The sequence below is a fragment of the Streptomyces africanus genome, from assembly GCF_002150735.1.
Lineage (GTDB): Bacteria > Actinomycetota > Actinomycetes > Streptomycetales > Streptomycetaceae > Streptomyces > Streptomyces africanus.
Genome location: NZ_MUKA01000329.1, coordinates 1 through 16,652, shown reverse-complemented (window position 1 = coordinate 16,652; position 16,652 = coordinate 1). Strand labels below are relative to the sequence as shown.

General features: G+C 70.2%; 20 protein-coding genes. 7 read left to right on the top strand and 13 right to left on the bottom strand.

Annotation, left to right across the window (positions count from 1 at the left end; translation table 11 throughout):
- Positions 1-6: 6 nt before the first annotated feature.
- Positions 7-354 (bottom strand): antibiotic biosynthesis monooxygenase family protein, encoded by a 348-nt coding sequence (locus tag CCL05_RS34035; RefSeq protein ID WP_086564510.1) that lies wholly within the window; start codon positions 352-354, stop codon positions 7-9.
- Positions 351-1,610 carry a cytochrome P450 family protein gene (locus tag CCL05_RS34030; protein WP_086564509.1) on the bottom strand — a complete coding sequence of 420 codons (1,260 nt, stop codon included), beginning with the start codon at positions 1,608-1,610 and terminating at the stop codon, positions 351-353. Before CCL05_RS34030 ends, CCL05_RS34035 begins: the two co-directional genes overlap by 4 nt.
- Positions 1,611-1,856: 246 nt before the next feature.
- Here CCL05_RS34030 and CCL05_RS34025 point away from each other — a divergent pair, with 246 nt between their 5' ends.
- Entirely contained in the window at positions 1,857-3,485 is a 1,629-nt protein-coding gene (locus tag CCL05_RS34025; protein ID WP_086564508.1) for an FAD-dependent oxidoreductase, read from the top strand.
- A 38-nt stretch (positions 3,486-3,523) separates the two neighbouring features.
- A complete protein-coding gene (locus CCL05_RS34020; protein WP_086564507.1) occupies positions 3,524-4,501 on the top strand; it encodes an amidohydrolase family protein in 978 nt (325 codons plus the stop codon).
- 60 nt (positions 4,502-4,561) lie between these two features.
- Here the strand turns inward: CCL05_RS34020 and CCL05_RS34015 are convergent, their stop codons facing one another.
- The 9 genes from CCL05_RS34015 to CCL05_RS33975 form a co-directional block, all read right to left on the bottom strand.
- Positions 4,562-4,903 carry a TcmI family type II polyketide cyclase gene (locus CCL05_RS34015; RefSeq protein ID WP_086564506.1) on the bottom strand — a complete coding sequence of 114 codons (342 nt, stop codon included), beginning with the start codon at positions 4,901-4,903 and terminating at the stop codon, positions 4,562-4,564.
- A 26-nt stretch (positions 4,904-4,929) separates the two neighbouring features.
- Positions 4,930-5,409, bottom strand: a complete 480-nt coding sequence (locus tag CCL05_RS34010; protein ID WP_086564505.1) for an SRPBCC family protein — start codon at positions 5,407-5,409, stop codon at positions 4,930-4,932.
- A 1-nt stretch (position 5,410) separates the two neighbouring features.
- Positions 5,411-5,668, bottom strand: coding sequence for an acyl carrier protein (locus CCL05_RS34005; RefSeq protein ID WP_086564504.1), 258 nt, complete (start codon positions 5,666-5,668; stop codon positions 5,411-5,413).
- A 34-nt stretch (positions 5,669-5,702) separates the two neighbouring features.
- A complete protein-coding gene (locus CCL05_RS34000; RefSeq protein WP_086564503.1) occupies positions 5,703-6,953 on the bottom strand; it encodes a ketosynthase chain-length factor in 1,251 nt (416 codons plus the stop codon).
- Positions 6,950-8,218, bottom strand: a complete 1,269-nt coding sequence (locus CCL05_RS33995) for a beta-ketoacyl-[acyl-carrier-protein] synthase family protein (RefSeq protein WP_086564502.1) — start codon at positions 8,216-8,218, stop codon at positions 6,950-6,952. The genes CCL05_RS34000 and CCL05_RS33995 overlap by 4 nt, the downstream gene beginning before the upstream one ends.
- Positions 8,215-8,679, bottom strand: a complete 465-nt coding sequence (locus CCL05_RS33990) for a cupin domain-containing protein (protein ID WP_086564501.1) — start codon at positions 8,677-8,679, stop codon at positions 8,215-8,217. The genes CCL05_RS33995 and CCL05_RS33990 overlap by 4 nt, the downstream gene beginning before the upstream one ends.
- A 62-nt stretch (positions 8,680-8,741) precedes the next feature.
- Positions 8,742-9,857 carry a SchA/CurD-like domain-containing protein gene (locus CCL05_RS33985; RefSeq protein ID WP_086564500.1) on the bottom strand — a complete coding sequence of 372 codons (1,116 nt, stop codon included), beginning with the start codon at positions 9,855-9,857 and terminating at the stop codon, positions 8,742-8,744.
- A 187-nt stretch (positions 9,858-10,044) separates the two neighbouring features.
- Positions 10,045-10,338, bottom strand: a complete 294-nt coding sequence (locus CCL05_RS33980; protein ID WP_086564499.1) for an MTH1187 family thiamine-binding protein — start codon at positions 10,336-10,338, stop codon at positions 10,045-10,047.
- Positions 10,335-10,679, bottom strand: coding sequence for a DUF3817 domain-containing protein (locus CCL05_RS33975; protein ID WP_086564498.1), 345 nt, complete (start codon positions 10,677-10,679; stop codon positions 10,335-10,337). The genes CCL05_RS33980 and CCL05_RS33975 overlap by 4 nt, the downstream gene beginning before the upstream one ends.
- Before the next feature lie 411 nt (positions 10,680-11,090).
- Between CCL05_RS33975 and CCL05_RS33970 the strand changes: the two genes are divergently transcribed.
- The 4 genes from CCL05_RS33970 (at position 11,091) to CCL05_RS33955 (ending at position 13,765) form a co-directional block, all read left to right on the top strand.
- Positions 11,091-11,723, top strand: a complete 633-nt coding sequence (locus tag CCL05_RS33970; RefSeq protein WP_039935451.1) for an AIM24 family protein — start codon at positions 11,091-11,093, stop codon at positions 11,721-11,723.
- Between the two features lies 1 nt (position 11,724).
- Entirely contained in the window at positions 11,725-12,375 is a 651-nt protein-coding gene (locus tag CCL05_RS33965; RefSeq protein WP_086564497.1) for an AIM24 family protein, read from the top strand.
- Positions 12,372-13,172: an AIM24 family protein gene (locus CCL05_RS33960; protein WP_086564496.1), complete on the top strand. Its 801-nt coding sequence runs from the start codon at positions 12,372-12,374 to the stop codon at positions 13,170-13,172. The genes CCL05_RS33965 and CCL05_RS33960 overlap by 4 nt, the downstream gene beginning before the upstream one ends.
- A 116-nt stretch (positions 13,173-13,288) precedes the next feature.
- A complete protein-coding gene (locus tag CCL05_RS33955; RefSeq protein WP_086564495.1) occupies positions 13,289-13,765 on the top strand; it encodes a MarR family winged helix-turn-helix transcriptional regulator in 477 nt (158 codons plus the stop codon).
- A gap of 30 nt (positions 13,766-13,795) precedes the next feature.
- Here CCL05_RS33955 and CCL05_RS33950 read toward each other — a convergent pair whose 3' ends face one another.
- Entirely contained in the window at positions 13,796-15,205 is a 1,410-nt protein-coding gene (locus CCL05_RS33950; RefSeq protein WP_086564494.1) for a sensor histidine kinase, read from the bottom strand.
- A complete protein-coding gene (locus CCL05_RS33945; RefSeq protein ID WP_086564493.1) occupies positions 15,202-15,870 on the bottom strand; it encodes a response regulator transcription factor in 669 nt (222 codons plus the stop codon). Before CCL05_RS33945 ends, CCL05_RS33950 begins: the two co-directional genes overlap by 4 nt.
- 116 nt (positions 15,871-15,986) lie before the next feature.
- Between CCL05_RS33945 and CCL05_RS33940 the strand changes: the two genes are divergently transcribed.
- Positions 15,987-16,577 carry a PepSY domain-containing protein gene (locus CCL05_RS33940; protein ID WP_086564492.1) on the top strand — a complete coding sequence of 197 codons (591 nt, stop codon included), beginning with the start codon at positions 15,987-15,989 and terminating at the stop codon, positions 16,575-16,577.
- Positions 16,578-16,652 lie beyond the last annotated feature (75 nt).

Genomic DNA, 16,652 nt, shown 5'->3' with positions numbered 1-16,652 from the left:
TGATGGTCAGCCCTGTCTCGGCCTTCGGTCACCGGTGCTCTCGGGCATGATCTCGAAGACCCCGGTCCACCGCTCGTCGTGCAGACAGGCGTTCATCGGCCCGACCAGCGTGGTGTGATCGGGGTCGGTGCGCCACCGTTCGATGGCTTCGATGCTTTCCCACTCACTGGTGAGCAGCCATCGACCGGGATCGTCGAGGGAGCGGCAGAGCTGTTCGCGCAGATGTCCGGGACACCGCATGGCGCCGTCGCGTACGCCTTGGTAGGCGTCCACGAAATCCGTTTCCCTTCCCTCCCGGACGTGCAGCAGGCGAACCACTCGTACCCGCGCCGGTGCCGGGGCCCGCCCCGTCATGACGGGTCGAGAACGACGGGGAGTTCCGCGAGTCCGCGGAAGGCGGGGAACGGCACCGTCAGCCAGCGCACGTCCTCCGGCTCCCCGGCCAGGGCCATCTCGGGGTGGCGCCCGAAGAGCGTGGTGAGGGCGATCTGCATCTCCAGACGCGCCAGCGGCGCGCCGATGCAGTAGTGCGGGCCGAGTCCGAACGCGAGGTGCGTCGCCTGGACGTTCGGGCGCCCGACGTCCATGCGGTCCGGGTCGGGGAACATCTCCGGGTCCCGGTTGGCCGCCGTGAGCGAGATCTGCACGAGGGCACCCTTCGGGATGCGTGTGCCGCGGATCTCGATGTCTTCCGTCGCGTAGCGGAACGTGGAGTTCTCCACGGAGGTCTCGAACCGGAAGATCTCTTCGACGGCCGCGGCCGTCGCCTGAGGGTCCCGGAACGCCAGGCGCTTCTGCTCCGGCCGGCAGAGCAGGTGGTAGACGGCGTTGCCGATCTGGTACGCGGTCGACTTGTGGCCCGCGAAGAGCAGCACCCAGGCGGTGGAGACGAGTTCGTGGTCGGTGAGGGCGCCGTCCTCGTCCTGCGCCGTGACGAGTGCGCTGAGCAGGGCTCCGTCCGGCTCCCTGCGCTTCCGCGCGATCAGGTCCACCAGGTAGTCGCGCAGGTTTCCCTCGGCGATCTCCAGCGCCTTTCTCGCTTCCGGCCCGAAGCCGGTCTGAGCGACGGTGGCGGACCATTCCTGGGCTTGCCTGCGCTCGTTCTCCGGGACGCCGAGGAGCTCGCAGATCACGTGCAACGGCAGCGGGAAGCAGAACTCCTGGAGGAGGTTCACGGGCTCCGACGCCGGGCAGCGCTCCAGCAGTTCGTCGGCGATCTTCTGGACCTTCGGGCGCAGCGACTCCACCCTCTTGGGGGTGAAGGTGGCGCCGACGATCCTGCGGAGCCTCGTGTGCTTCGGAGGGTCCGAGAAGAGCATGTTGTCGTCCAGGGCGATCGACGAGTCGCCGAAGATCCGGTGGTAGGCGTCGATGGCGCCGTACATGTCCTTGCTCAGCCGGGGGTCCGCCAAGGCGGCACGGGCGTCGTCGTACCGGGTGATGAGATACGTGTCGACCCCGTGCGGGGGCTTCAGCGGGCACACGGGCGCGGCCGCCCTGAGGGCGGAGTACACGGGATGCGGGTTGGCGCGAAACTCCCGGCTGCATGCCGAGGCGGCGGCAGCGGCCTCTTCTGACGACATTTCCTCGGATGCGAACGCTTGCGTCATGGCTGGTCCCCGGGTCGAGAGTTCCGTCGGTCGAATCACACGATTTCCCGGTCGGCACTGTGCCGCAAACGCTGCTGGGCCATATGAGTCCGCGCGCCGCAGAGGGTGGGCAAAACGACTCCGGTTACCCGGCCGGCGTACCCCAGGGCGCCCTGGATCGCGCGGGTAGGTCCTGCTTGGTAAACATCAGGGACGGGCCAGTCCACCGTTCCCGGACGGGCATTCGCCGGATGACGAGGAAACCCAGTGAGCGGACGCGGAGTGGAATCTGTACCAGTTCTCATCGTAGGCGGGTCCCTGGTGGGTCTTTCCACCTCTGTGTTCCTGGGGCGTCTCGGAATCGAGCACATGCTCGTGGAGCGGCATGCCGGGACATCGACGCACCCACGGGGCCGCGGGAACAACGTGCGCACGATGGAGATCTTTCGCACCGCCGGACTCGAGCAGAGCGTGCGGGAGGCCGCCTTCGCCCTCGCCGGGAACGACGGCGTTCTCCAGGTGGACACCCTCGTCGGGGACCGGCGCCGCTGGATCGTCCAGGACATCGCCGCGGGCATGGACGTCTCCCGGGTCAGCTCCTCGAACTGGTGCCTGTGCAGCCAGAACGATCTGGAACCGGTCCTGCTCGGCCGCGCCCGCCAGGGCGGAGACATCCGCTTCGGTACGGAGCTGCTCTCCTTCACGCAGGACGAAGAGGGGATCCTGGCGCAGGTCATGCGCCGGGACACCGGTGAGACCCATACCGTGAAAGCTGATTTCCTGGTGGCCGCCGACGGCCCGAGAAGCCCTGTTCGCACACGCCTGGGAATCGGCCAGTCCGGGCCCGGTGCCCTGTTCCACAACGTCAGTGTCACGTTCCGGAGCAAAGCCCTCAAGGAATACGTCGGGCCGAAGCGCTTCATCGTCTGTTACACCACCGATCCACAGGGGGAAGGCGCCCTGCTGCCCGTGGACAACGAGGAACGGTGGGTCATTCATATCCCTTGGTCGCCCGATCGGGGCGAAACCCTGGAGGATTTCGGGAACGAGCGCTGCGCGGCACATATTCGCGCGGCGGTCGGTGTTCCGGACATTGATGTCGAGATCACGGGGAAGGCCCCCTGGCACGCTTCCCAGCGAGTCGCGGACAGCTACGGGCAGGGCCGGGTCTTTCTGGCCGGTGACTCGGCTCATGAAATGCCGCCCAACGGGGCGTTCGGCTCCAACACCGGAATCCAGGACGCCCACAACCTCGCCTGGAAACTCGCCGCGGTCCTGCGCGGCTGGGCCGGCCCGCCGCTGCTCGGCACCTACGCGTGCGAACGACGGCCGGTCGCCGTCACGACGAGCGAGCGGGCCGCCCGGCAGGTGGCCGAGGAGCAGCACCCCGCGTTCGGCACGGCGGCGGGACGCAACAACGACACGGCGGACCTCATGACGGTCGCGCTCTGCTACCGGTACGCCTCGGACGCCGTGGTGGGCGTCTCCCCTGACCGCCCGGTCATCCCGGAGGCCTTCCGGATCGACGGCGAGCCGGGGAGCCGCGCACCCCACCTGTGGGTCCGCAGAGCAGGCGCCCGGATCTCCACTCTCGATCTGTACGAGCGTTCCTTCGTCCTGCTCGCCGGGGCCGAAGGCCACGAGTGGCGCCGCGCGGCGGAGCGGGCCGGCGCGGAGCTGGGCGTTCCGGTCGAGGTGTATCTCGTGGGAGACGGACCTGACCACGACCTTGTTCCCGAGCCGGACGCCGACTGGGCGGCACTGCACGGCACCGCCGCCGACGGTGCCGTTCTCGTACGCCCGGACGGTTTCGTCGCCTGGCGCGCGCCCACCCACCCGCCGTCCGCCGATCGTGTGCTGACGGACGTGCTGCGGACCGTGCTCTGCCGCGGCTGAGGCACCACCCACCGAAACGACCACGCGAGGACATGCCCATGCCATACGAAGACGGCCCCGTCGCGGGCCGAGTGGACGTCCACCACCACTTCACCGCGCCGGCCTGGCTGGACTGGGCGGCGGAACGCGGTGTCGTGAACCGCGAGAAGCTGCCCTGGTGGACCCGCTGGGACCTGGACGCGGCTCTGGGGGTCATGGACAAGACGGGCATCAGCACCGCCGTCATGACTGTCGCGATGCTGGGACGGTTCCGCGAACGCGCGCAGCGCCAGGAGAGCGCACGGATCGCCCTGCGGGCGGCGGCCGATGTCGTCGAGGAACATCCCGCGCGCTTCGCCTTCTTCACCCCCGTGTTCCTGGACGACCTGGAACTCTCGCAATGGAGCCTGCGCTACGGACTCGACGAACTCGGGGCCGTCGGCGTGAGCACGAGAACGAGCATGGACGGTGTCTACCTCGGTGACGCCTCCCACGACCGCCTGCTGCAGGAACTCAACGACCGGTCCGCCGTCGTCAGCACGCACCCCATGGAGGTGCCGGCCGGAAAGGACGGCGGTGCCGGACTGCCGGGGATGCCGCCCTTCGTGTGCGACTTCCTCATGGACACCACACGCGCGGCCATCAACCTGATCCGCAACGGCACCCTCGACCGCTATCCGAACCTCAGCTTCGTCCTTCCCCACGGAGGAGGCTTCCTGCCGTACATGGCCACGCGGCTCGAACTCTTCGGCGGGCACCTCACCCCGGGGATCGAGCCGGGCCGGGTCCGTGACTACCTGCACCGGTTCTACTTCGACACAGCGGGCCCCATGTCCTCCTCCGCCACGCCCACGCTGCTGGCCACGGTGGATCCCGGCCGGGTCCTCTTCGGCACGGACTGGCCGCCCACCTCCGCGCAGGTCGTCGCCGACATCGCGGTACCCGCTCTGGACGGCGACCCGTTCCTCTCGCCGGAGCAGCTCAGGGACATCAACCGGGAGAACGCCCTGCGTCTGCTGCCCTCACTGGCTCGCTGAGGCCGCGGACGAGAAGGCCGCCGCCCTCACGGGCGGCGGCCTTCTCCTCTCTCCTCGGCGTCACCGGGCGGCCGGGGCCGTGTCTCTCTCCCAGTGGTAGAAGCACGTCGCCATCGCGTCCTTCGGACCGCGCCAGGTCTGCGGGTCGTACGGGCTGACGTACGCCTCGAGCTTGCTGCTGATGTCGCGGAACTCGGGGTGCCCGGCCACCCGCGCGATGGCCGGGCCCGGGTCCTGCTCGGCCTCGATGAAGTGCATGTACACATCGCCGAACTGGAAGAGGGAACGCTGGGTCACCCCGACGAGACGGGGCAGGTCGCCGCGGTCGGAGGCCGCGAAGACCTCGGCGATGTCCTCAGCGGCGTGCGGGGCCATCCGGGCGACGATCAGGGCGTGGTGCATGAGGTCTCCTTACGCGGCTGCGCCGTTCAGGCGGGCGTGACGGGGGAGGTCCGCCGCTCGCCGGCGGCCTGCTCGATGCGGTCGCGGATGAGGGCCATCTGGACGGGCGAGTTGCGGTTGATGATGTCCGTCATCCCGGCGTCGTCGACCGGAGCGTCCGGCCGCATGGCGAAGTCCTGGGTCCAGCGCATCCGGACGCCGTCGGGGGTCTCTTCGTACTCCCACCGGATGTTCATGTACTCGAACGGGCCCGGTTCGACCCGGCGTGCCGTGACGGTGAGCTTGTCGCGGTCGGTGGTCCGTTCCGACACCCAGCTCCACACCTTGCCGTTCTCGTCGGGGTGCATGGTCAGACGGAAGGTCACCGTGTCGCCCTGCCGGGACAGCACCTCGGCGGCCGCGTACTCGCTGAACAGCCGCGGCCATCTCTCGACGTCGTTGGTCATGTCCCAGACCAGATCGAGGGGGGCGGCGATGGTGATCTCGTTCTCGGTGTGCCCTGCCATGTCAGGCTCCTGCCGTGAGCGTGCTGTTGACGAGGTCGAGGAAGTCGCGGGGGGTCTTGCACTTCTCCGCGTCGGTGGGAAGCGCCCGGGCGTGCCGGTTCTCCAGCTCGCCCACGATGCCGAGGAGGCCCAGCGAATCCAGCCCGAACTCGGCGAAGGGGGTGTCGATCCGGGCTTCGAGGTCGTGCGGGTCGACGGTGACACCGGCGGCCTTCTTCATCAGTGCGGCCAGCTCGGGCAGGGTCACTTCACTGCTCATGCGTGTTCTCCTTGTCGTTGGGGTGCGGTGGGCTTCACCGGGCGGCCGGTCCCGGGTCGCGGCGCAGTACCAGCGCCGCGTTGGAGCCCATGAGTCCACGGCTGAGGATCAGGGCCGTGCTCAGCTCGGCCGGGCGCGCCGTCGACGTCACCAGGTCGATGTCGTGGCAGATGTCGAAGACGTTGGGCGTGGGCGGGATCCGCCCTTCTTCCATGGCCATCACCGCGGCCGCGACGTCCAGCAGGGGCGCCCCGCAGTAGGACCGCCCGATGCCGGTCTTGGGAGCCGTCACGGGCACGCGGGTGCCGTGCGGGCCGAGGGCGTCGGCGAGGGCGAGGGCCTCGGCCCGGTCCGCTTCGGGGACACCCATCGCGTCGGCGAAGACCACGTCGATCTCCTCCGGTGCGCAGCCGGCCTCGTCGAGGGCACCGCGGATGGCTTGGGCGAGTCCCTCCCGGGAGCGGTCCCAGCGCGAGGCGCCGGTGAACGTGGCCGTATGGCCCGCCACGGTGGCGCGGACGTCCGCGCCGCGCCGGCGTGCCCGGTCCAGGTCCTCGACGATCAGCACGGCACCGCCCTCGGCCGGGACGAAGCCGCAGGCAGCCGAGGTGAAGGGGAGATAGGCCCGCGCCGGGTCCTCGACCGTGCTGAGTTCCGGGTAGCCGAGCTGGCAGGCCATCGAGTACGGAGCGAGCGGCGCTTCGGCCGCCCCGGCCACGACCACGTCGGTCCCCCGCCGCACGGTTCGGGCCGCGTGCGCGATGGCGTCCAGGCCACCTGCCTCGTCGCTGGCGACCACGCCGCAGGGGCCCTTGAAGCCGCTGCGGATCGATATCTGGCCCGTGCTGGCCGCGTAGAACCAGGCGATGGACTGGTAGGGACCGACGAAACGGGACCCCTGTCCCCACAGCTTCTGCAGCTCCCGCTGGCCGAACTCCCCGCCACCGGACCCGGCGGCGGTGACCACACCGACGGAGTACGGCGAGTCGGTGGCCGCGTCGCTCAGTCCCGCGTCCTTCAGGGCGGCACTGGCGGCGGCCATCGCGAAGTGGCTGAAGCGGTCGGTCTGGACGAGGAAGGTCTCCTCGATGAATGCCGCGGGGTCGAACCCCCGGACCTCACCGGCGACCCGGAGCGGAAGGTGCCCGCATCCCTCCCGGGTGATCCGGTCGAGTACGGACAGGCCCTCCTCGACGGACTTCCAGTAGGTCTCCGTCTGCAGTCCGTTGGGCGCGATCACACCGAGCCCCGTGATGGCGGTGCGGTGGTTCGGCTGAGCACTCATCGTTTCCTCCCGGCCTGCCCCGTCAGGAGCACTGCGGACTGGAACCCGCCGAAGCCGCTGCCCACGGACAGCACATGGGCGAGCTTGCGCGGGCGAGCGGTGCGCGGTACGTAGTCCAGGTCGCACTCGGGGTCCGGGGTCTCGTAGTTCGCCGTCGGCGGGACCACCTGGTGGGCCAGGGCCAGCACACAGGCGACGACCTCGATCGCGCCGATCGCACCGAGCGAGTGGCCCACCATGGACTTGATCGAACTCATGGGCGTGTCGTAGGCGTGGGCGCCCAGGGACCGTTTGACCGCGGCGGTCTCGTGGCGGTCGTTCTGGCGGGTGCCCGACCCGTGCGCGTTGACGTAGTCGATGAGTGAGGGGTCCAGCCGGGCCTGTCCGAGCGCGGTGTCGATGGCCCTGGCCATCTCCAGGCCCTCGCTGGTCAGTCCGGTCATGTGGTACGCGTTGCCGAAGGTGGCGTAGCCGCGGATCTCGCAGTAGACGTGCGCGCCGCGGGCACGGGCGTGTTCGAGCTCCTCCAGGACGAGCACGGCGGAGCCCTCTCCCATGACGAATCCGTCGCGGTGGGCGTCGAAGGGCCGGGAGGCGTGCTCCGGGTCGTCGTTGTTCGGCGAGGTCGCCCGGATGGCGTCGAAGCAGGCCATGGTGATCGGGGAGATCGGGGAGTCGGACGCTCCGGCGATGCAGATGTCGGCGCGGCCCTCCTCGATCGTGTGGAAGCCGTAGCCCACCGCGTCGAGTCCGGAGGTGCAGCCGGTCGACACGGTCTGCACCGGCCCCTGGGCGCCGAAGTGCTCGGCGACGTCGGAGGCCAGGGTGCTGGGTGAGAACGCCCGGTGCAGCTGCGGGCCGGCGGCGCGGTGGTCGACGTCCCAGCGTTGCCCCCGCTCGCTGACCAGGACGTAGTCGTGCTCCAGGCGGGTCGTGCCGCCCACGGCGCTGCCCAGCGAGACGGCCACGCGCCACGGGTCCTCGGCGCCGAAGTCGATGCCGCAGTCGGCCACCGCCTCCGCCGCGGCGACGACCGCGAACTGTATGTACCGGTCGGCGCGTTCGACCAGGCCGGGATCGAGCCCGTGCGCGAGCGGGTCGAAGTCGCACTCGGCCGCGATGCGCGACCGCAGCCCCTCGGGGTCGAACAGGGTGATGCCGCGCGTCGCGGTACGGCCGCTGGACAGGAGGTCCCAGAAGGCCGGCACCCCGATACCGCCCGGGGCGACGACGCCGATGCCGGTGACCGCCACCCGCCGGGTCATGAAGGCACCCCGCGTCGCTCCGGCTGCGCTCCGTCCCCCTGCACGGCCGGGTACGTGTCGCCGCTCGCGTTCCCCTCCACGGGCTCCGTGTCGACGTGGCCCATGCTCGGCTTCGGGGCCAGCGGACCCAGATGGAAGACCATCCGGGCTTCGGCGTCACCGACGTTGCGGAAGCGGTGCCGCATACCGATGGGGACCATGAGGCCCTGGTCGGCGCGGATCGGGTGGGTCACGTCGTCCAGGTCGACTTCCAGCTCGCCCTGGACGACGTAGACGAACTCCTCCGAGTACGGGTGGTAGTGCTCGCTGATGCGTTCACCCGGCTGCATGATGGCCAGGCCCATGAACCCGCTCGTGGAACCCACCGTGAGGGGCGTGAGCAGGGTGCGCAGGTCGCCGCCACGCTTGCGGTTCGGCTCGGTCTCGCTGAGGTCCACGATGCGCGGGCGCGTCTTGTGCATGGTCCGTCTCCAGGTCGGTCTGTGGGGGGTGTCGTCCATGGGCGTGTGTCGTCCATGGACCGTCAGGACTGGGCAGCCTTGCGATCGGTGATCAGCGTCATATCGGCGTGCGCCAGGAGGCGGGTGGCGTCCCGATCGGAGAGCGGCCCTTCGATGCCGAGTGCGGCACCGTCGAGCAGGCGGCCCAGCACGGCGGCCTTCCTCCTGCCGTGCAGGCCGAGCGCTCCGACCGGGTCCGTCTCGGGATCCAGCGTGTCGATGAGCCGGACGACCAGGTCGTCCCGGTGGAAGACGGTGCTGCGGTGCACGGGGCCGGCGTTGTCGGCCGCGGCGGTCTCGTCCTGCCGGGCGAGCAGCCGTGCCAGCGTCATCCCGCAGCCCTCACGGGCCGGGTAGTACAGGGCGTGACGCCGCAGACCGGCCGGCTCCGGTCCGCCACGCGCCACATGGTGGACGGCCGGCATGGCCGCGCGGATGAAGAAGGCCCGTGCCGACGCGGGGTCGGCCAGGTCCCTGCTCTGTTCCAGGTGCGGATTGAGGGCTTCCTCGACGGCCCGCACCTCCGGCTGACGCGAGACGTGGCGCAGCGCCGTCTGCAGATCGCCCTCCACCTCGACGGTGCGTACGACGCGGTTGCCGTGCATGAACAGCGTCGTCCGGCGCAGTCGTGTGGAGTCGTCGGCGCGGGCCTGGGGCGGCGCGTATCCGGCGAGGATGTCCGCGACCTTCGACTCGGAGCCGGGCTTGACGGTGAACGTCAGCGCATGGCGCGTCACTCCGTCGCCCACCCGCACCGGCGCGTGGACTCCGTCAGCGGCCTGGGCGGTGGGCGGCAGGGCACGCCCGGTCTCGCGGACGACGTTGTAACGCAGCGACCGGATGTCCCGGACGCAGTCCTGCATGGGCCTGACGGTCTCGAGGTGCTCCTCACTGTTCACCCAGGCGAGATACGGCGGCGCAGTCGCCCATTCGCTGGTGATGAGCCACTGGGACGGGTTCTCCACGGACTGGCACAGCTGGTCACCGAGGTGACCGGGAACCGACGCGACCCGGTTGCGCATGTGCTCGTACGCGTCGAGGAACCGTTGCTGGGCGCCTTCGTGGAGATCGACGAGCAGGATGACGCGCAGCCTGGAGCCGTCGAACGCCGACTGGGACGTATACGTCGAAGTGTTCACCGGCAGGCCCTTCCTTCACTGGGCAGACGGCGGCCGCCGTGTCCGGCAGGGGGACGGCGGTCGGCCCTGAGCCCTCATCGTGGGTCGGCGCGTCGGACTCCGCGAGCCGCACGGGTCATCAGAGGGACCTGCCCGGTGCACAGCAAAGCCCCGGCTCGTCACGAGCCGGGGCTGTGGTCCTTGTGGCCTACTCGGCGAGGTGCCGCTCCACGGTCTCCACCTTGGAGGTCAGTCCGTCCGTCACTGAGGGCCGGATATCCGCCTTGAGGACGAGGGACACCCGAGGTGCTCGCCGCTCCACGGCGGCGACCGCCCGCCGGACGACGTCCATCACTTCGTCCCACTCCCCTTCGACGGAGGTGAACATCGCGTCCGTACGGTTCGGCAGCCCGGATTCCCGCACCACGCGCACCGCATCGGCGACGTACTCCCCCACGTCCTCCCCGACCCCCAGCGGCGTCACGGAAAAGGCGACGATCACGCGTTCACGACCCCCTCGTTGCGCGCCCGGGACGCGATGACGGCGTCCTCGGCCTCACGCCGCAGCTTGCGCTCCGCGAAGAACCCTCCCGTCGGCAGCACCGAGAGGACGAAGTACAGCGCGGCGGTCTTCAGCGACCACTTCGTCCGGTTCCAGGCGTCGGCCCAGAAGATCACGTACAGGATGAACAGGACACCGTGCACCATGCCCATCACCGGCACGGCGTTGAAGTCCGTGGTCCGCTTCAGCACCGAGCAGATCAGCAGGAGCAGGAACGAGATCGCCTCGGGGGCCGAGACCAGGCGGAGGCGGCGGAGGGCGGTGGCGGTCTTGAGGTCCACGGGTCACCTTCGGTGAGTAAGACGCGGCGGTCTGGACTGTCGGAACGGGCTTGCTGCGGTCTGACGGTTTGTGAACGCACGCACAAGCGTCCGGTCCATTGTGACAAACCGCCGAGGGGCGCGGGCCCTAGGGGGTGTGCGCAAAGTCCCGTCGTCCGCCCGGAGGGCGGGCCCGGCGGCGTCCGGTGCGTGCTCTGGGGGTCCCCCCGGCCGAAGGCTGGGGGAGTGCCGGGCGGACGCCCGCGTACTGGTTGTACGCGGGTGTTCGCCCGGTGCGGCGAGAGGGCGTGCCGGGCGTCGCCGGGCAGGCGGGACTTTGCGGACACCCCCTAGGGGTGTGCTCAGGGTCGTTCTCCACCCACGGGCCCTGTTCGCGGTGCACGGCCTGCGGCTACCTTCCCGTACGTGGCGATGTTCCGACTTCAGAGCAGCAAGGTGCTCGCCGTCGACATGACCGGAGACGCCGTGAAGGCGAAGAACGGCTCGATGGTCGCGTACGACGGCGAGATGGCCTTCAAGAAGCTCAGCGGCGGCGGCGAGGGCATACGGGGCATGGTGACCCGGCGGCTGACCGGCGAGCAGATGACCTTGATGGAGGTGAAGGGGCGGGGGACCTGCTGGTTCGCCGACCGAGCCTCGGAGATCAACCTGGTGGGTCTCCAGGGCGACAAGCTCTACGTGGAGTCGAGCAACCTGCTCGCGACCGACGGCGGGCTGCGCACGGGGACGGAGTTCACGGGCCTGCGCGGCGCCTCGCAGGGCAACGGTCTGTTCACGACGAGCGTCGAGGGCCACGGCCAGGCGGCGATCATGTCCGACGGCCCGGCGGTGGTGCTGCGGGTGAGTCCGCAGTATCCGCTGACCGTCGACCCGGGGGCCTATGTGGCGCACCAGGGGAATCTGCGGCAGTCCTTCCAGTCCGGTGTGACGTTCCGCACGCTGCTCGGGGAGGGCGGCGGCGAGGCCTTCCAGATGCGGTTCGAGGGGGACGGGCTGGTGTACGTGCAGCCGAGCGAGCGGAACACGATCGCGGGAGACGTGTGAGATGGCCTTCCGGGAGATCAACGCGAAGATGGTCGAGGCGACGATCGCGCCGGGCCAGCGGCTGTTCAGCCAGCGCGGCGCGATGCTCGCCTACCGGGGCGAGGTGTCCTTCACGCCCAACATGGCCGGCGGCCAGGGCGGGATCATGTCGATGATCGGCCGCCGGGTCGCCGACGAGGACACGCCGCTGATGACCGTCGAGGGCAGCGGCACCGTCCTCTTCGGGCACGGCGGGCATCACGTCCAGGTGATCCAGCTGTCCGGCGACACGCTGTACGTCGAGGCGGACCGCCTCCTCGCCTTCGAGGGCACGCTTCAGCAGGGCACGATGTTCCTGGGCTCGCAGGGCGGCGTCATGGGCATGGTGCGCGGCCAGGTCAGCGGCCAGGGGCTGTTCACGACGACGCTGAAGGGGCACGGGGCCGTCGCGGTCATGGCCCACGGCGGCGTCATCGAGATCCCGATCAGCCCGCAGCGACCGGTCCATGTGGACCCACAGGCCTACGTCGCCCACCACGGCGACGTCCGCAACAAGCTGTCCACGGCCCTGGGCTGGCGGGACATGGTGGGCCGCGGCTCGGGCGAGGCGTTCCAGCTGGAGCTCAGCGGCAGCGGTGCGGTGTACGTCCAGGCGTCGGAGGAGAAGCTGTGAGCACGTACGGAACCCCGGGCGCCGGCCCCGCGGTCTTCGACCCGGCGACCCTGCCGCCCGACGACAACGTCAACGCCTACACCTTCTGCGTGGAGCTCAAGGGGAGCCAGTGGTTCCTCCAGAAGGGGAAGATGATCGCCTACTACGGCTCGATCGACTTCAACGGCGTCGGACACGGCCGGCTGGACCGTCTCGTCCGTACGTCCTTCCATTCGCCACTGCACGCGAGCGACTGGGTCGTGGCGGAGGGCTCGGGCAAGATGCTCCTCGCCGACCGGGCCTTCGACGTCAATTCGTACGACCTCGAGGACGGCAACCTGACCATTCGCTCGGGCAACCTGCTCGCTTTTCAGCCAACTCTGTCGCTGAAGCAATCAATCGTGCCGGGTTTTCTGACGCTCATCGGAACCGGAAAGTTCGTGGCCGCGTCGAACGGCCCCGTGGTGTTCATGGAACCCCCCATCCGGGTCGACCCCCAGGCCCTGGTCGGCTGGGCCGACTGCCCCTCCCCGTGCCACCACTACGACCACGGGTACATGACCGGCGTCATGGGCGGTCTACGTGCGCTGACGGGCCTCGGCGGCGCCTCCGGCGAGGAGCACCAGTTCGAGTTCGTCGGCGCCGGCACGGTGCTGCTCCAGTCGTCCGAGACACTCATGGCCGAGCAGGCCACGGGGATCGTGCCGCACCAGGCCGGCGTGCCCGGCGGCGGGGCTCACGGACCCCAGCCAGGACAGTCCGGCGTACCGCGTCTTCCCGGACAGCTGGGGGACCTCCAGCGTCGCTTCGGGCTGTGAGCGGTAGTCTGCGGAGTGTGACATCGAACGTCTGCGCACCGATGTTCGGCGGGTGCGCTCCGTCACACGAAAACCCTCACTAGTTCGCCTTTCAACATTTTAGGTAGACTTCATTCATGGAGACCGAGACGGCCACCCGCTGGCTGACCGATGCGGAGCAGTGCGCCTGGCGCACCCACCTGGAGGTCAACAGGCTGTTGACGTACCAGCTCGAAAAGGACCTGCAGCCGTTCGGCCTGACAATGAACGACTACGAGATCCTGGTGAATCTCTCCGAGTCGGAGGACCAGCGGATGCGGATGAGCGACCTCGCCTCCGCGACCCTTCAGTCCAAGAGCCGCCTCTCCCACCAGATCACGCGCATGGAGAACGCGAACCTGGTCCGGCGGGAGAACTGCGAGTCCGACCGCCGGGGGCTCTACGCGGTCCTCACCGACCACGGCATGGCGACGATGCAGAAGGTCGCGCCCCACCATGTGGCGTCCGTGCGGAGGCACTTCATCGACCTGCTGTCCCCCGAGGCCCTGACGGAACTCGACAAGGCCCTCAAGCCCATCGCGGAGCACCTGCGCACCCAGCGCGGACGCCCGTAACCCGGACGGCCCACCGGGGCCCCGCGGCCTCTAGGCGAGCGGCAGGCGGAGTTCGAACAGGGCTCCGCCTCCGGGTCCCCGACCTGCCGTGAGCGTGCCGCCGTGCCGGACGGCGACGTCCCGGGCGATGGCCAGCCCCAGCCCGGCACCGCCGTCGTCACGGCTGCGGGCGGCGTCCAGCCGTACGAACCGCTCGAAGATCCGCTCCCGGTCGGCCTCGGGCACCCCGTCCCCGTCGTCCGCCACCCCGACCACGGCCAGCTCGCCCTCCCTCCGCACACGCACGGTGACGGCCGACCGGGCATGCCGCTGGGCGTTGTCGAGCAGATTGGCGAGCACCCGCCCCACCTGCCCGCGCGATCCGGCCACGTTCACCGGCTCCGCGTCCACCGTCACGCCCGTCCGCCCCTCGGCCGCCTCCCGGGCCAGCCCGGCGAGGTCGACCTTCGCGTCGCCCGGCCGCTCCCCCGCGTCCAGCCGGGCGAGCAGCAGCAGGTCGGCGGCGAGCCGCTGGAGCCGTACGGTGTCCTCCACGGCCCCGTCGAGGTCCAGCAGTTCGGGATGCGCGGCGGCCACCTCCAACTGGGTCCGCAGCGAGGCGATCGGGCTGCGCAGCTCGTGGGAGGCGTCGGCGACGAAGCGCCGCTGCCGCTCCACGGAGGTCTCCAGGGCCGCGAGCGTCTCGTTCGTCGTCCGGGCGAGCCGGGCGACCTCGTCGTGCGTCTGCGGCTCCGGCACCCGCCGTGCGAGGTCCTGGGAGGCGGTGATCGCGGCCATCTCACTCCGGATGCCCTCCACCGGCCGCAGCGCCCGCCGGGTGACCAGCCAGGTCACCCCCGCGACGACGCCGAGCAGCAGCGGGAACCCGATCAGCATCACCGTCGTCGCGCTCTGCACGGCCCCGTGCTCGGCGGCCAGCGCGGCACCGGCGTAGACCTTCAGCCGCCCCCGGTCGCGGGTCTCGACCTCGACGGCGGCGAACCGGTAGTCCTCCGTGTCGCCGTCGATCGTCGCGGACCCGTTCCGGAAGGTGCTCTCCCCGGCGATCTCCCCGGGTTCGAGGGACTCCTCGTGGTCGTCCGAGTCGTCGTCATCGTCCCCGCGCGGCGCCACCGACGGCGCCGGCTTCACCCGGTCGGAGTCGGTACCGCTGATCTTGTCCAGATCCTCGCTGACCGCGACCACCCGCTCCTTCTCGGCGAGTACCTGGACCGGCCCGTCGTCGCCGTCCAGCCCGGACAGCTTGTCGTACGGCGTCCCGGCGGCCAGCTCGGCGGCGACCGCCCGCGCCGAGCGCTCCGCCCGGGTGCCGGCCTCGCCCATCAGGTTGGACTTCAGCGACAGCAGGACGGCGGCCCCCGCGGCGACGAGCGCCACCGCGACGACGAGCGTCGCACCGAGCGTGGCCCGCGCCCGGACGGACCCGAACAGCCGCCTCACGGCGACGTCTCCAGCCGGTACCCGGCACCGCGCACGGTCCGGATCAGCCCGGCCCGCAGCTTCCGACGCAGGGTGCTGACGTACACCTCGACGATGTTGGGGTCACCCTCGTACGCGAAGTCCCACACGTGTTCGAGGATCTCGGACTTGGACACGACCTCCCCGGCCCGCAGCACGAGGTGCTCCAGCACGGAGAACTCCTTGGCGGTCAGGGCGATCTCGTCCTCCCCCAGGAACACCCGCCGGGCCGCGGTGTCCACCTTCAGGTCCCCGTGCACATGCACGGGCGAGGCCCCGGCCCCCACCCCGCGCCGCCGCAGCAGCGCCTTGACCCGGGCGACGAGCACGACGTACGAGAAGGGCTTGGTCAGATAGTCGTCCGCACCGGTGTCGAGCCCCTCCGCCTCGTCGTACTCGCCGTCCTTGGCGGTGAGCATCAGGATCGGCACCTCGTGCCCGGCGGCACGCAGGGCGGCGCAGACCCGGTAGCCGTTGAGCCCGGGCAGCATGATGTCGAGGATCACCAGGTCGTACGTGCCCTCCGAGGCCTGGTGCAGCCCCTCCCGTCCGTCGTGGACGACGTCCACGGCGTACCCCTCGGCCGTCAGGCCCCTGGCGAGCGACAGGGCCAGCCGCTTCTCGTCCTCCACGATCAACAGGCGCATGGGTAAAGAGTGGCAAAGCCGAGCTGAAGATCCCTTCAGGGGGCTTCAGGTTCCTCTCAGCCTCGATCAGCCAGATTGGAACACGTCGAAAACGAAACGACTCGGGAGGAATCCGCATGAAGCGCAACATCGTGATCGCCGCTGTGACCGCCGCCGCTCTGATCGGAGGCGGTACGGCCACGGCCCTCGCGACCACGGAGGACGGGGGCTCGGCGCGGCAGGCGGCCAACACCCGGCTGTCGGACGACGACGCCGGGCGGGCGGCTTCCGCCGACGTGTCGGCGCCCGAGGCCATCGCGTCCGCGCTGAAGCACACGTCCGGTACGGCCGTGTCCGCCGAGCTGGACGACGAGGACGACAGCGGCAAGGTGATCTGGAAGGTCGACGTCCTGTCCGGCGACAACGCCTGGCACAGCGTGAGCGTCGACCCGTCGAACGGCAAGGTGCTCGGCTCGCACACCGACGACGAGGACGACACGGCGCAGGTGCGGGCGGCGCTGAAGGGTGCGTCCGTGACGGCCGAGGAGGCCGCGAAGGCCGCCGGCGGCAAGGGCACGGTGACGTCCGTGGACCTGGACGAGGACGGCAAGAACAAGTCCTGGGAGGCCGAGACCCACAAGTCCGGCGGCGCCGAGCAGGACTGGAGGATCGACCTCCACACGGGCAAGATCACGGCGGACCGCGACCAGGACGACGACCAGGACTGATCAGCTACAGCCGCTTTCCCACCGCCCCGGCGTCACTGCTGACGCCGGGGCGTCGCGCAGCTCGGCGCGACGAGG

Excerpts from the sequence above, each read along its gene's own strand:
- CCL05_RS33965 (WP_086564497.1), top strand. The coding sequence starts at position 11,725 with ATGGCCTTCCGGGAGATCAACGCGAAGATGGTCGAGGCGACGATCGCG.
- CCL05_RS33945 (WP_086564493.1), bottom strand. The coding sequence starts at position 15,870 with ATGCGCCTGTTGATCGTGGAGGACGAGAAGCGGCTGGCCCTGTCGCTC.
- CCL05_RS33970 (WP_039935451.1), top strand. The coding sequence starts at position 11,091 with ATGTTCCGACTTCAGAGCAGCAAGGTGCTCGCCGTCGACATGACCGGA.
- CCL05_RS34035 (WP_086564510.1), bottom strand. The coding sequence starts at position 354 with ATGACGGGGCGGGCCCCGGCACCGGCGCGGGTACGAGTGGTTCGCCTG.
- CCL05_RS34030 (WP_086564509.1), bottom strand. The coding sequence starts at position 1,610 with ATGACGCAAGCGTTCGCATCCGAGGAAATGTCGTCAGAAGAGGCCGCT.
- CCL05_RS33955 (WP_086564495.1), top strand. The coding sequence starts at position 13,289 with ATGGAGACCGAGACGGCCACCCGCTGGCTGACCGATGCGGAGCAGTGC.
- CCL05_RS33995 (WP_086564502.1), bottom strand. The coding sequence starts at position 8,218 with ATGACCCGGCGGGTGGCGGTCACCGGCATCGGCGTCGTCGCCCCGGGC.
- CCL05_RS34020 (WP_086564507.1), top strand. The coding sequence starts at position 3,524 with ATGCCATACGAAGACGGCCCCGTCGCGGGCCGAGTGGACGTCCACCAC.
- CCL05_RS33940 (WP_086564492.1), top strand. The coding sequence starts at position 15,987 with ATGAAGCGCAACATCGTGATCGCCGCTGTGACCGCCGCCGCTCTGATC.
- CCL05_RS34015 (WP_086564506.1), bottom strand. The coding sequence starts at position 4,903 with ATGCACCACGCCCTGATCGTCGCCCGGATGGCCCCGCACGCCGCTGAG.
- CCL05_RS34000 (WP_086564503.1), bottom strand. The coding sequence starts at position 6,953 with ATGAGTGCTCAGCCGAACCACCGCACCGCCATCACGGGGCTCGGTGTG.
- CCL05_RS34005 (WP_086564504.1), bottom strand. The coding sequence starts at position 5,668 with ATGAGCAGTGAAGTGACCCTGCCCGAGCTGGCCGCACTGATGAAGAAG.
- CCL05_RS33990 (WP_086564501.1), bottom strand. The coding sequence starts at position 8,679 with ATGCACAAGACGCGCCCGCGCATCGTGGACCTCAGCGAGACCGAGCCG.
- CCL05_RS34010 (WP_086564505.1), bottom strand. The coding sequence starts at position 5,409 with ATGGCAGGGCACACCGAGAACGAGATCACCATCGCCGCCCCCCTCGAT.